This window comes from Wolbachia endosymbiont (group B) of Eucosma cana, from assembly GCF_947250645.1.
Taxonomy (GTDB): domain Bacteria; phylum Pseudomonadota; class Alphaproteobacteria; order Rickettsiales; family Anaplasmataceae; genus Wolbachia.
This window is the reverse complement of the sequence record NZ_OX366334.1, coordinates 953,872-967,961: the sequence shown is the minus strand read 5'-3', so window position 1 is coordinate 967,961 and position 14,090 is coordinate 953,872. Positions and strand designations below refer to the sequence as shown.

Below are 14,090 nucleotides of genomic sequence, written 5' to 3'. Positions count from 1 at the left end.
ATATAATTTTTGTGAGGCATTTATGGTTAAAAATAAAGAAAAACATCAAATAGCGTTTTGCGTTTCAGCCTTTACACTCTTAGCTGGTTTATCATTAATCGCAACTGGAATTGCAGTGGGTACTGTACCTGCTATAGCTTCTTGTTTAGTGATAGGAGGAATTTTAACTGCCTTGTCTATTGTGCAATCAGTAGAAAGCTATTTATTTTTACAAAACAGCGAAAAAACTTTCAATAAAATGATTAGTGGTATACGCGATGAACCAGAAAGCAAACTTTTTATAGAAAGGATTTTGCAACCATTCATTGAACTTTTTAGTGAGCATAAGCAACATAACTAAAGTACACTAAGCATAGAAACCACTTTATCGTAACTTGGCAGTGAATTAATTTCTCCAATCGCAGCTAAAGTAATTTTTTCATGCTGAGATAGCAATTCTTCTGCTGCTTTTTTTATATCGTAAATAGTAACAGCACTAATTTTTTCTATTAATTCGTTTTTACTGATGTATTTATTATAGTTGCCGTAGTAGTGTCCTAACGTTTCAGCACGCGAGCTAACACTTTCGCGTGACATTAAAATTTGGGATTTTACTCGCTCTTTTACTCTATTTACTTCTTCTTCCTTCAGATTGTCTGTGGACAATTTCTTTAGCTCTGTCGTTATGGATTTTAAAAGCTTATCTAGATTACTACTATCTGTACCGGCAAAAATGGAGAGCATTCCTGTATCAGCATAACTAGAGTTGAATGAGTAAATGGAGTAAGCAAGACCCTGCTTTTCTCTTACTTCCTGAAACAGGCGTGATGACATGCCACTTCCCAGTATGGCATCAAGAACTTTGAATGTGTGATATCTATTATCATCACGAGAAACACTAGGTAGACCAATTAATAAATGTACTTGATCTAATTTACGATGCTCTCGATACTCACCACTGGTATAACCTGCATTCTCGCTTTTTTTCAGCTCTTTTGAATGAATCTTTGAGAGAAAGTCTTTGATTAATTGAACAACTTCCTCATGCTCAACATTTCCTGCAGCAGCAAATATCATATTTCCGCCAAAGTAATGCTCATTTATGTAGTTATTCAGATCTTCTCGAGTAAAAGATTTGACAGTATCTTGCGTGCCCAGGATTGATCTACCAAATGGTTGATCTTTATAAGCTGCTTCAAAATACTTATCAAAAATGATATCGCTCGGTGAATCATTAGTTTGAAAAATCTCTTGTATTACAACACCCTTTTCGCGTTCCAATTCATCCTCTGGAAATGTAGAATTCATTAATATATCTATTAATATATCAATGCCAGTCTTTATATCTTTTTTAAGAACCTTTGCGTAATAACTTGTACTTTCTCTACCGGTGCAAGCATTGAAAGCTCCACCTATGTCGTCAAAAGCTTTTGCAATTTCAAAAGCAGTTCTTGTCTTTGTTCCTTTGAAAGCCATGTGCTCTAGGAAATGAGATATTCCATTTTGACTTGCACTTTCAGCTCTACTGCCAACACCAACTCGTATATTTAAAGCTACGGAATCAACTTCATGCACTCGCTCAGTTATTATGCGCAGACCATTATCTAGTTTTGTTACTTGTGGTATATTCATCTTATATATTCTTCTTTAAATTCTCTTCTACAAAATCCCAATTGATCAAATGATCAAGAAAAACTTTTATGTAGTCAATTCTGCGATTTTGGCAATCCAAATAGTATGCATGCTCCCATACATCCATAGTAAGTAGTGGCACTTGGCCATAAATTAGCGGTAGATCCGCATTTGGAGTTTTAGTGATTTTGAGTTTTCCTTTTTCAAGCACTAACCACACCCATCCACTACCAAATTGGCTTACTCCATAATTTGAAAATTCTTCACAAAATTTGTCAAAGCCACCAATATCATCTTGAATTTTTTTTGCTAGAAGACCATCATCTTTAGGTTTACCACCACCATTTTTTTTCATTGAATTCCAATAAAAAGTGTGATTCCAAACTTGTGCTGCATTGTTAAAAATAGGAACTGTATTATTATTTCCATGAACTTTCGTTACTAATTCCTCAATTTCCATATGTTGATAATCTGTGTTTTCAACCAGTTCGTTGAGTTTATTTAAATATCCCTTATGGTGCTTGTCATAATGAAAATTCAATGTATTTGCAGATATGTAAGGTTCTAAAGCTGCTTTATCATATGGCAGCTCAGGTAAAGTAAAACTCATGCTGACCTCTTTATTTTCGATGGTATGGTAATATGTGCTTTTGCGCAACACATAATTTAGTTAGGTAGTGATTGCATTTATTCTAAAACAAGCTATATTGGTAAGATAATTATGTTTTTATTTTTAGAGGGGTAATATGTCGAATTTATTTAAGAATTTTAGTAAATACGCTGCAAGGGGAATTATTCCTACTAGAGATGGTCATTTTGGTTGTCAAGTTCCACAAAATAGTTTCTATAAATCTGTTCATTATATTAATAGTGTTATTGGGCCAGTGAAAAATGTAGCTCTTGGTAGTTACAAAAAAAATCCTTCTATGATTGGGATTATTACTTTTGCGTTAGCTAATGTCGTTCTGCAACCTTTATATCTAGCATTGGCGTATTTGTCATACTGGCCGGCAAAAGGATTGGCGAAAGTAGTAGGTAGCTATGATTTTGCAGAAAATACAAAATCATTGATAGATTATTCATCCATGTTGTCACTTAAGGCATGGAACCATAGTGGAGCATTATCTGAATTTGTTAATGCAGTTTTGAATTATGCTGTTAGTGCTGTTATCTGGGCTGCTGCGCTCGTTGTTACACCACTCGTTTGGACTATTGATAAAGTGGCAAGTAAATTTAGTGATGCAAACGCTGAAGGTGTTAGTGGTCATCTTTTGGGAGATAGATAAACTATCAGGTTTATGTGAAACCATTGTATCTGTGTGGCAAAATAAAGTAGACGAGATAAAGACACCTATAGAAGCAAGAGGATGTCATGCAAGTAGCTGACACTGGCATCCAGTCTTTTCGTCATCAAAAACGTTGTACAGTGTTTACCAACTTACTGTCCCATCTGGATCCCAGTGTCTAAGCACTGGGATGACACCTTTATGAAAGGAACTGTGTCGGTTACTCAAATAAAACCCGTTTGTTTCTATGGTTGTCTTTTCTCTTCTACTTTATTTTGCCACACAGATACGTTTCTTTTGCCTTTTTTTATTCTGTAAACATTTTAGTATTTATATTCAAAACGTTTAACATAAGAACCATGCAAGACTACAAATGGTGGATCAGCATTGCCTTAAAGAGAGTACCCATATTTTCAGTTAACCTTAAAAATTCACTGAAGATCCTATGCTTCTGTTCATTACTTGCATTTTTCATTAAAGCTTGTGCTCTTTCCTTTATACCAAAAAGGTATAAAAATTCTCTTTGAGTTAAAGTCTCGCAGTCTACATGTTTTAATGAATCTTTTAGTGCTTGAAAGTTCACAAGTGCAGTGATGTCACTATTACCGACATTTTTAAGAAAATTAGTATACTTATGCTGTCTTATTGATTGTAAAGTGCTTTTGTATGAAGGATATATATAGCCATAATCTATAATCAGGGCAGCTCCCCCATTATTGACTATCTTATTCTCAAGTTTCTTTAATATTTCGATTCCGGCTAGGCATACTTCCACTACTGCACCATTAAAAAGTTTTCCTTTTCCAGTAATTGGCACTGAGCACTGAAGTAACAACGAAAGACTACCATTATCCTGCTTTGTCACTCTGTTTTCATACCACTGTCCATCACGATAAACGAACTGATCAATTGGAAGGGCGTCAAAAAACTCATTTGCCAAAAAAATAGTTGGATGATTTGGTAAGTTGTTAACATCTGTGTGCCAGTTAATATCTAATCCCTTTAATTTTTCCTTTTGTATCTTTTGCAAAGTAGGACTTATTTCCACTAGATGAATGGTCGTTGAGTTAAAAAAACAGCTGTATTTTTTAGTGACTCTTATTACATCATGAATGAGTGTTCCTTTACCTGGCCCAAGTTCAACTAGAGAAAATTTTAATGGCTTTCCTAATTTTTCCCATGTATGCATTATCCACACTGCAATTGTTTCACCAAATAGCTGACTGATTTCAGGTGCAGTAATGAAATCACCATCTTTGCCAAGTGGTAATTTATTCATATAATAGCCGTACTCTTTATGATATAGAGCAGCATTCATAAAATCGCTGATGGATATTGATCCTTGGCTTTTATCAATTAATTCGTGTATATAAGTGAGCATATTATTAATAAATGTTTAACTATAGCGTGCCATACTGTAAAATAGTGGAGTATTTATATATAATATAAGTTTAAAGGCGATAGTGCTTCAGTTATGAATAGTCAAGATACAGATTATGTTACCCTTATACCTCAAGATGATGGTGTTGAATATAAATTTGAAGAAGCTATCAATTTTGTAGAAAATAAGGTTGTAGGTGCTGACGGATTAACTTTAGCAGAAATATTTCAAGTGCTAGTTCGAATGTTAAATGGTGACCTGGAATTAGTAAAAAAAGTGCTAGCATGTGCTAATATTATGGTAAAGCATGGAATGAGGTTAGCAAAAGAGTCACAATTGAGCAGAGCTGATGTTCGTAGAGCTTTAGAGGAGAAAGAAAGTGTTTCCAATAGGCAAGATTTTATCAAAAAATCTCCTCTTCCACCTGCTATAAGATCGATTAAAAAGAAAATTAGAGGTTTTTAAATGGCTGAGTCTATAAAAAAATTTACTGTACAGTGTGATTTCAAAGGGCAAAATTCGCCTTTTGCAATATACATAGGAAATCCAAAGGGTGATACTCATCCAATTCATCATCAAGATTCCTGGCTTGCAAAGGAGCGTGGAGGAAACATACCTAGTAAAGTCAAAGAAAGTTTGCAAAAATTATATAAGTTATCTCAAGAAAATGGAGTCTCTTTCTCAGAGCTATGTGCATATGCCATTACTGTAGTTAGCAATAATGATAAAAAAAATAACGGCAAGTAGTTAGGTTCTCAATATTTCATTTATAGAGGTTTTTGATCTCGTTTTTTCATCTACTTTTTTTACTATAACTGCACAATAGGTTGAGATATTATTTTTAGATGGAGTAGATCCTGGTACAACTACGGAATAAGGTGGCACCTCACCGTAAAATATTTCTCCTGTTTCTCTATCAACAATTCTTGTTGATGCCCCAATAAACACACCCATGCCAAGGACTGATCCTTCTCTTATTATAACACCTTCGGCTACCTCACTACGCGCTCCAATGAAGCAATTATCTTCTATAATGACTGGAGAAGCTTGAATGGGCTCAAGAACTCCACCTATTCCCACTCCACCGGAAATATGGCAGTTTTTTCCTATTTGTGCACAACTACCGATTGTTGACCAGGTGTCTATCATTGTACCAGAATCAATGTATGCACCAACGTTGATAAAGCTTGGCATTAGAACAACATTTTTACCTATGTAAGCAGATTGGCGGACAAAACACCCAGGGACTGCTCTAATTTTTGACTGGTAAAATTTCTCCTCATTCCATTCACTAAACTTGCTGCTGATCTTGTCAAACCAGCAATTGGTATTGTCTATTATTTTGCTTTCTTCAGTGAGAAAGTGTAATAATATTGCCTGCTTGATCCACTTATGTACTATCCATTCTCCACTTGATAACTTTTCTGCTACTCTAATTTTACCACTATCAAGTAACTCAATTACTTCTTTGATTATTACTCTTGCTTCGTGTTTTAGATTATAGTCGTTAAGTTTTTCTTTATCTTTCCAAATATTTTCTATCTCATCTTGTAATTTTTTAGTTGCAAATTTTTCATTTATTATATACATATTGATATCAAATTTATATTATTTTATACGTAAGCACTATGAAAATACAATGTCATAATTGTACTAAAACTTACTTAGTATCTCGTGGGCAAATAGGTGAATCTGGAAGAAAAGTGAAATGTACAAACTGCAATCACATGTGGCATGAGTATCTAAAAGAAATGTCAAGTGAATTGTGCCCTGCTGGTATACAAGAAAAAAAAGCTAACTGGAGGCAAAGTTTAACTCTAGCTTTTGCAACAGTTGCAGGGTTATGCGTTATAATTGTTGGTGGTATCTTTCCAGGAGAGGTAAGTAAGATATATAAAGCAGTTAGTGCATATAAAGATTCAATAAGCCATAAATTAGGATACAAAAAAGTGCAAACGGAAAATTCAAGTGCGAGAGAACTTGTTGTAAATGAGTTTTATCAAGATTACCTTTTTCTATCTAATTTTAGATCTAATTAAATAGGCATAAGTCATCAATGTTATGCAAATAACTACACTTATTCCTTTATGATAGTGTCATTCCAATTTCAGCTACTTTCATGACGCCCTATGATTGTTATTACATCGTTTACTATAGATTTGTTTCAGAAGCTTACATCCAGAAAACTTGTATAGATTTTTTCTACTTCTGTGATATTATAAGCCTGTGATGATAAAATAAGTGGATATGGATAAGTCAGCGTATGAAATCATAGAGCATGAGTATGATGTGGTGATAGTGGGTGCAGGTGGAGCAGGGCTTAGAGCAACACTTGGAATGGCTGCAACTAATTTTTCAGTTGCCTGTATTTCTAAGATTTTCCCTACACGGAGTCATACAGTTGCAGCACAAGGCGGAATTAGTGCGGCCTTGAGCAACATTGCTGAAGATGATTGGCGCTGGCATGCGTATGACACAATAAAAGGTTCAGACTGGCTTGGCGATCAAGATGCAATAGAGTATATGTGTAAAAATGCTGCCAAAGCTGTGATTGAACTTGAAAATTTTGGTGTACCCTTTTCTCGTACGGAAGATGGAAAAATATATCAGCGTGCCTTTGGTGGAATGACAACTCACTTTGGTAAAGGAAAATCGGCTCAGCGTACTTGTGCAGCAGCAGATAAAACTGGGCATGCAATTCTTCATACTCTATATCAGCAATGTCTTAAATTTAACGCTGAATTTTTTGTCGAATATTTTGTAATCGATTTGATTATGGACAAAGGGACATGCTGTGGGGTGATAGCTTGGTCGCTGTGTGATGGTACGTTGCATAGATTTCGTGCACATTCTGTGGTAATAGCAACAGGTGGTTATGGACGTGTTTATTTCTCTGCAACAAGTGCACACACCTGCACAGGTGATGGTAATGGCATGGTGGTGAGAGCTGGGTTGCCACTTGAAGATATGGAATTTGTGCAATTTCATCCAACAGGAATATATGGCTCAGGGTGCTTGATGACGGAAGGATGCCGCGGTGAAGGTGGGTACCTCGTTAATTCTCAGGGTGAGAAGTTTATGGAACGTTATGCGCCAAAGGCAAAAGATTTGGCTTCTCGTGATGTAGTAAGTCGAGCAATGACAATTGAAATTAGAGAGGGAAGGGGAGTTGGGCCAAAGAAAGATCACATGTACTTGAATATATCGCATCTTGATCCGGAAGTGATCAAACTCAGATTGCCAGGTATTAGTGAAACAGCAAAAACCTTTGCAGGAGTTGATGTTACTAAAGATCCGATACCTGTTATTCCAACTGTTCACTACAACATGGGCGGTATTCCAACCAACTATCATGGGGAAGTGATCACGTTGCAAAAAGGTAAAGAAGAAGTGGTAGAAGGATTATTTGCAATAGGAGAGGCAGCATGTGTTTCTGTACATGGTGCAAATCGACTAGGTTCCAACTCGCTTCTTGATCTTGTGGTTTTTGGTAGAGCTGCCGCGCTTAGGGCAAAAGAAAAATTGAAACCTGATACACCACATAAAAAATTGCATTCAGACTGCACAGACTTGATAGTAGATAGATTTAATAAAATGAGATTTGCTTCCGGAGAGTTCAAAGTAGCAAAAATACGAAGTGAAATGCAGAACACTATGCAGAAATATGCATCGGTATTCCGTGTTGCTGAAGTTTTAGAGGAAGGTAAAAAAGCTATAAAAGAAGTAGCAAAAATGATGCCTAACATTGCAGTTGAAGATCGTAGTATGATATGGAATAGTGATTTGGTTGAAGCTCTGGAGCTTGCCAATATGATTCCACAAGCAGTTATTACCATGGAATGCGCAGCTAATCGCGAGGAAAGCAGGGGTGCTCATGCTCGTGAAGATTTCCCTGAACGTGATGATAAAAACTGGATGAAGCATACTATAGCATGGCTTAAAGAAGAGAAAAGCCAAGTTAGTGTAGAAATTGACTATAAAAAAGTTGCTGAAAAAACTCTGAGCGATGAGATTGATTTCATCGCCCCGGAAAAGAGAATTTATTAGTTAACCCATCTGGTTTATTTATAAATTGACGTAGTATTGATACATAGCTCATTTGAGTAGCTGGGCTTTCTTTATGCTCCGATTGATTTGACGATCTTTGTACTTCTTGCTCTGCTGAGTTGTTAGCTAAATTTTGTTGTTCAGTAATATTTTCAGGTTGTTTTGCAGCTAGGTGATCATCTTTACGGCTTTGCTTATCGTTGGTTAATTCCTTAACAGACTTCCTAATGCCGCTAAGTCCCAAAGTGAATATCAGACAGACCACTCCTGTTATAGCTATGATGGGTAACGCTGCTCCAATTGCAATTTGTCCTTGAAAGCAAGAAAGTGTTACCATTGTAATAATAGTAGTTGCTACTGTGATTGCTAACAATACACTAGCTCTCCTGCCCGGATCAATGCATTTCCATACAGCAGATGCTCCTTTTTTTACACCAGAACCTAGCTTTTTAATGCCTGATTGACATTTTTTCGAAGCAGTTCCACAGTGGTATTTTTCCTCAAGCTTCTCTTTTAGTTCTTTAGCTTTCTCCTGTGCTTTCTGTGGAGTATTTGAACAATCTTTTAGATCGCGTAAAGTTAAATAGTACTTTTTAGTATGGAATTCTGGATCTTCTAACCATAAAGAATCAGGGTTAGCACCGTTTTGTAATAATGCTGCACAAAACTTTGTTGTATTATCATAATTAGTTGCTAAATCAAAAATTGTTTCTTGCGATAGGTATTCGATACTTTTTTTTTCTGCTTTTTTCTTTAGTGCTAATTCTAGAGGTGTATTGCCTTGCCTGTTAGTTGCTTTTATAGCTTCATCTAATTTATCTTCAGATATTTTTCTTTCTTTTACTAAGGCTGATATTAATTTCAAGCATGTAACTTTTTGCTTCCCTCTCAGCAAGGCAATATGGTGTAAAGCATTATTACCATCTGTATCTTTCAGGCTAATATCTGCTCCTTTTTGCAATAACTCCTTAAAGGATTTCTCATCTTTATTTTTAATTGCTAAATGTAATTGATAATTATCATTACTATCTGGAGTATTTATGGTATGTGGTATAATTTCTTTAATTTTTGTTCTTATTTCTGATTTTAACTCAGGTTTCTTTACTGACTTTGCTAATTTTTCTAGGAAATCACAATAGTATGTCTTTTGCTCTTCTTTTAAGTATTGTAATTCTTTTGTAGATAATCCTAAATTGTCAGAGCTGGCTCCATACTTTAACAATTTTGCAAGAAACTTAAGTGTGTTATCGTTATCTTGGATTGTGTGAGAATCATGTTTCCCTTTTATTATCTTGTTAATTAGTGCTACCTGAAAAGGAGTCTTTCCTTCTTGATTTTCACTATCAACAAGTTGTACTAAATTTTTCTCGTTAGCTATTTTTATCAAGGTATCTAGAAACTTAAGCTTTTGTTTCTTTTTGAGCGATGCAATAAGGTGTAAAATATTATTTCCTTTTTTATCTGTTATGCCACTGACGTTTGTGCAATCTTTTAGGTATTTTCTAAATTTCCTGTTGTTTCCATTTTGGATTGCATTTAGTAATTGAACGTCATTATCAGAATCCGATATTCCGTTTATTCTATCTTCAAAATCGCTATCAGAATCTGATATTCCGTTTATTTCATCTTCAAAATCGCTACCGTAGCCACTGTCTTGTTCGCTGTACCTACTAAAACAACTTTTAGTGACTTCAGAAATTACTTGGTTTTTTGTTTCATTTGATATTCTTTTCGATCGTTCTATTACTTCACCTAGCACTGGAAGGAAACATTGGACATAATATCTGTGATATTTTTCCTGTTCTCTAAGCGATTCTTCTAATTTAGTTAATACTTCAGGACTAGCGCCTTCCTTAAATAACCTTTTACATTCCTTGAGTGTTCCATCTCGACTTCTTGGTTTTTCATGCTTATGTTTTTCTTTTTTTACCTTTCTCTCTATAATATTATACAATTGCTTGTCTTTTTTATCTTGTTTTTCATTTTTGTTTATATATTTATCTAGTTTGTTTGCATTAGTAACTGATACACTTAGATCTATACTCATATTAAAACCTCAATATTAAAGCTATTTGGCGTTAGCGCTTCAACTAACAGCCTATTGAATTGGACTTTTAAATTGAGCTAGATGTTATCGAAATATAGGTGGAAAGCTAGTTTCTATTAGAAAATCTGTTGTCATAATTAAATCCCCACTTTAGCACTTGTCTACTATTTTAACTATTTTATCTTAAAAAATAATAAATGTGGCTAAACTGTGAAGCGTGAATGCTGCTAAAAGAGATAAACAAATATTTTTATAGATCTTTCAAACTTGATTTTTCTTCTAATTTTTTAAGCATTCCTTTACTTAGTATTGATTTTATCTCTTCTACGCTTTTATCAAGATCATCATTAACTATGACGTAATCATATTTATTACTTTTACTTATCTCTTTTTGCGCTTCGGCTAATCTCCGCTCTATTTCAATTTCATCATCACTATTACGCCTTTGTAGACGCAGTCTAAGCTCTTCCATTGAGGGAGGTAGTATAAAAACACTTACAACTTTTTCTCTTAAGATTTCAAATAAGTGAAATGCTCCTTGCCAATCTATATTCAGTAAAACACTTATGCCACTGCTCAGGTTTTGTTCTATAAAATCTTTTGGTATACCGTAAAAATTCTCAAAAACTTTAGCATATTCAAGCATTTGACCAGCCTTACATAGTTCATGAAACTTTTCTTCAGTAACGAAAAAATAGTCTTTTCCATTTACTTCACCGGGACGAGGTTTGCGTGTAGTCATAGAAACAGACATAACTAAATCAGTTGATTGCTCAAGTAATTTTTCTGATATAGTAGTTTTTCCAGCTCCAGAAGGAGAGGATAGAATCAGTAGTATGCCCTCATTTTTTACGGTCATTTTTCTTTATTTAACAAGTACATTATAGAGTTTTTTAAGACTTTGTATTTTTTGAGTCAAAGTTTAAAAGACTAGAGCCTTCTAAATTAGAATTTGATAAATTGGCATCAACAAGAGAGGAATTATCAAAAATAGTATAACGTAAATCAGCTCTTTCAAGATTTGCCTTATTCAAATTAACGTTTACAAACTTTGCTCTGCTTAATATTGAATTAGAAAAATTAGCATTTTCTAAATTCATGTCTTTAAACTCAAAGTAAGAATAATTTACATCAAATTTTTCACCCTGCGATATTTTCTCTTGCAGATCTTTAATTGAAGTTATAGCACTCTCTAGACCTGTAATTTTGCTCTGTCCCTGATTGTCAATCAAAATTGAATTATCAAATTTGCAATCTGTTAAATGAATATCAGCAATTGAACTTTTATATATGCTTGAAGAGAGGAAAGAGACATCACTCACTGTTGAATTACTCAAATTGCTAAGAAAAAAACTAGTCTTTCTAAAGGCATTATCATAAAACACGGAGGATTTGAAATCACTTTCAATAAAGTTTGAATTAGTGACTTTTGACTTAGACCAGCTCGAATTATCAGCTAATAATTTGAAGAATATTGAATTTTCTATCTCACTCGAATCCATATTATGGTGGGAAAGAGTACTATTATAAATTTGAGAGTCTTTAATTTTTGTCTTATACATTGAAGTTGTGGAAAGATCTGAATCTTCTATTTTTGCAGAGGTAAACAATGAATGGTCAAAGAACGAACCATTCATGTCAGAATTCACAACTTTAGTATTATGAAACTTTCCATGACAAATGTTAGCGTTATAGGTATTAACTTTATGCAATTCACTAAAACTAAAATCAATATTAGATAAATCAGCATCCTGAAGGTCTGATTCGAAAACATATGCATGTTTTATCTTGGAACCATTTAGTATAGATTTAATGAAGTTTGAATTATCCCCTTTCACATAGGAAATTTGTGAATTGCTTAAATTGGCTTTTTCGAAATTACTGTTGACTATAATGGAAGAATTAAAATAGGCGTTTGAAAGATTGCTACCTGTAAAATCCGATTTTTTTATTTCTGCACCATATATGTTAGCATTTTTTAATGAAGAAAATTGTACCTTGAGCTTATGTGCATCCACTCCAAAGAAACTTGCGTTGTCGAAATTATTTTTCTGCATAACAGTGTCGTTTATTTCACTATCACTAAAATTGATGTAGCTGGCACTTGAGTTTGATAAATTGGAGAAATTCATTTTTACATTCAAAAACTTGGTATGCAAACCAATTATATTACGCATACTTACTTTGTTGAGATTAGAATTGATAAAATCAGCATAACTGATATTAGACTGATCAAATATGATATCTGTTAAATTTGTAGAAGCAAATTTTGAAAAACTTAAATTTGTGCCTTTTATTTTAACGCCATGTAAATTAGCATTGGAAAAATTAGCACCACGCAAATCAACATCGATAAAAGACACATCTGATAAATCGGTGTTAGAAAAATCGGCACCAATTAAACTTACTCCATCAAAAATAGATTTGCTTAAATACAATTGACTAAAATTAGCACCATTTAAATTAGGACCAAAACCTTTCTTAAAATCTTGTGGTATGCCTGCTTTGTTGCACTGTACTAAAAATTTAGCAAAATCTTTTGTATTGTAAGATACGTATTTTACATCGTGCAGAGCACTTAAAAAATCATTGATTGCATCATCTCCATAGCATAAATGACCAACTAAAATTAATATCAAAAGTCTAATTATCTTTTGCATCGCAGGTACTTTCTTTTGTTTTTATAGCAAAGTTATACATCTCTGAGTCTTCTTCATTGTTTATTTCTTTATCCTCTAAAAGGTATGGCATCATTTCGGCAATTGCGTTTATTATGTTGATCTGATTCCTTTCGATTGCTATTTCAATAGGGGACTTAAAATTATTATCAACTACTCTAGGATCAGCACCTTGTAATAAGAGAAAGCGAACTGTGTCTATTTCACCTTGTTTCACTGCATAAATTAGAGGAGTATCACCCAATTTATTTCTAAATCTTAGTATTTCTTGAATTGTTAATCCAATTTTTTCTAGCTTATTTATTACTCCTCTTAGACAAATTAAGTTGCCCTTCTTGATGCAGTAAAAAAATTGCTTACTGTAATCATCAGTAAATATAGTTTTAGGAAGGTGCTCGTTTAGGCTATCATATTGTCTTTTATATATAGACTTGCTTTTATGTTTTTTTATTTCTTTGTTTAGCTTTGTCCATTTTTCGCTTTCTTCATTTTTTTTGTTCACAGGTGTTATATTGTCAGGCTGTTCTTCTTTCTTTTTCTCTGTTAATTGGCTTGTTGAAAGTTCGGTGTCTTTTTTGCTAATCTCCTCTTCAGGCTGTAGGTTTGTTTGATTATTGTGACTGATTTTCTTCTCTTCAGGTTCTTCTTTTTTTTCTTCTGATAAAGGACTTGTTAGAGCTTTGGTATCTTTTATATTAGTCTCCTCTTCAGACTGTAGGTTTGTTTGATTACTTGAAGGTACTTCTTCATTGATTACATTTGTTGGGTCTGTGCTTTCTTTGAGTTCGCTCAGAAGCGGAGAAGTTTTTTCAGCATCAGTGTTGCTTTTCGATACGTCTTCTTGATTTATACTGCTTTCATTTTTATTTTCTTCAGGCTGTTCTGCAGCAAGCAGGTTAGATATAACAATTAATAGTATGAAGAATGCTTTATATTTCATAAACATTGCAAATATAGGCTTAATTAAAATGATACTATAATCAAATGATTAATCTACAGTAAAAAGTGCTTTAGTTATTGTACAAGTATGATTATGTAAA

14 protein-coding genes are annotated in these 14,090 nt (G+C 33.9%); 6 read left to right on the top strand and 8 right to left on the bottom strand.

The window, feature by feature from the left end:
* Positions 1–22: 22 nt before the first annotated feature.
* A complete protein-coding gene (locus OOK99_RS04775; protein WP_264336854.1) occupies positions 23–340 on the top strand; it encodes a WD_0736 family protein in 318 nt (105 codons plus the stop codon).
* On the opposite strand, the gene OOK99_RS04770 is transcribed toward OOK99_RS04775, so the two are convergent.
* Both OOK99_RS04770 and OOK99_RS04765 read right to left on the bottom strand, forming a co-directional pair.
* The gene (locus tag OOK99_RS04770; protein ID WP_264719563.1) at positions 337–1,611 is read right to left on the bottom strand and encodes a M16 family metallopeptidase; all 1,275 of its coding nucleotides are present in this window, start codon (positions 1,609–1,611) and stop codon (positions 337–339) included. The two genes, OOK99_RS04775 and OOK99_RS04770, sit on opposite strands and share 4 nt — an antisense overlap.
* Position 1,612: 1 nt before the next feature.
* Positions 1,613–2,221 carry a superoxide dismutase gene (locus OOK99_RS04765; protein WP_213863989.1) on the bottom strand — a complete coding sequence of 203 codons (609 nt, stop codon included), beginning with the start codon at positions 2,219–2,221 and terminating at the stop codon, positions 1,613–1,615.
* A gap of 136 nt (positions 2,222–2,357) precedes the next feature.
* On the opposite strand from OOK99_RS04765, the gene OOK99_RS04760 reads away from it, so the two are divergent.
* The gene (locus OOK99_RS04760; protein ID WP_264719562.1) at positions 2,358–2,897 is read left to right on the top strand and encodes a hypothetical protein; all 540 of its coding nucleotides are present in this window, start codon (positions 2,358–2,360) and stop codon (positions 2,895–2,897) included.
* Positions 2,898–3,264: 367 nt separating this feature from the next.
* Here OOK99_RS04760 and OOK99_RS04755 read toward each other — a convergent pair whose 3' ends face one another.
* Positions 3,265–4,278 (bottom strand): class I SAM-dependent methyltransferase, encoded by a 1,014-nt coding sequence (locus OOK99_RS04755; protein ID WP_264719561.1) that lies wholly within the window; start codon positions 4,276–4,278, stop codon positions 3,265–3,267.
* 93 nt (positions 4,279–4,371) lie between these two features.
* Here OOK99_RS04755 and OOK99_RS04750 point away from each other — a divergent pair, with 93 nt between their 5' ends.
* Complete coding sequence (locus tag OOK99_RS04750) at positions 4,372–4,743, top strand: hypothetical protein (protein ID WP_264719560.1); 372 nt, start codon at positions 4,372–4,374, stop codon at positions 4,741–4,743.
* A complete protein-coding gene (locus OOK99_RS04745; protein WP_264719559.1) occupies positions 4,744–5,025 on the top strand; it encodes a DUF2610 domain-containing protein in 282 nt (93 codons plus the stop codon).
* Here OOK99_RS04745 and dapD read toward each other — a convergent pair whose 3' ends face one another.
* Positions 5,026–5,868, bottom strand: coding sequence for a 2,3,4,5-tetrahydropyridine-2,6-dicarboxylate N-succinyltransferase (gene dapD / locus OOK99_RS04740; RefSeq protein ID WP_264719558.1), 843 nt, complete (start codon positions 5,866–5,868; stop codon positions 5,026–5,028).
* A 38-nt stretch (positions 5,869–5,906) separates the two neighbouring features.
* Between dapD and OOK99_RS04735 the strand changes: the two genes are divergently transcribed.
* The gene (locus OOK99_RS04735; protein ID WP_010406912.1) at positions 5,907–6,317 is read left to right on the top strand and encodes a zinc-ribbon domain-containing protein; all 411 of its coding nucleotides are present in this window, start codon (positions 5,907–5,909) and stop codon (positions 6,315–6,317) included.
* 208 nt (positions 6,318–6,525) lie between these two features.
* On the top strand, positions 6,526–8,325 hold the full coding sequence (sdhA, locus tag OOK99_RS04730) for a succinate dehydrogenase flavoprotein subunit (protein ID WP_264336878.1): 1,800 nt from the start codon (positions 6,526–6,528) through the stop codon (positions 8,323–8,325).
* Here the strand turns inward: sdhA and OOK99_RS04725 are convergent.
* From OOK99_RS04725 to OOK99_RS04710, 4 genes are all read right to left on the bottom strand, one after another.
* Entirely contained in the window at positions 8,297–10,372 is a 2,076-nt protein-coding gene (locus OOK99_RS04725) for an ankyrin repeat domain-containing protein (protein WP_264719557.1), read from the bottom strand. The two genes, sdhA and OOK99_RS04725, sit on opposite strands and share 29 nt — an antisense overlap.
* A 250-nt stretch (positions 10,373–10,622) precedes the next feature.
* Complete coding sequence (gene gmk / locus OOK99_RS04720; protein WP_264336860.1) at positions 10,623–11,231, bottom strand: guanylate kinase; 609 nt, start codon at positions 11,229–11,231, stop codon at positions 10,623–10,625.
* Between the two features lie 34 nt (positions 11,232–11,265).
* On the bottom strand, positions 11,266–13,032 hold the full coding sequence (locus tag OOK99_RS04715; RefSeq protein ID WP_264719556.1) for a pentapeptide repeat-containing protein: 1,767 nt from the start codon (positions 13,030–13,032) through the stop codon (positions 11,266–11,268).
* Entirely contained in the window at positions 13,016–13,990 is a 975-nt protein-coding gene (locus OOK99_RS04710) for an ankyrin repeat domain-containing protein (protein ID WP_264719555.1), read from the bottom strand. Before OOK99_RS04710 ends, OOK99_RS04715 begins: the two co-directional genes overlap by 17 nt.
* Between the last annotated feature and the right edge of the window lie 100 nt (positions 13,991–14,090).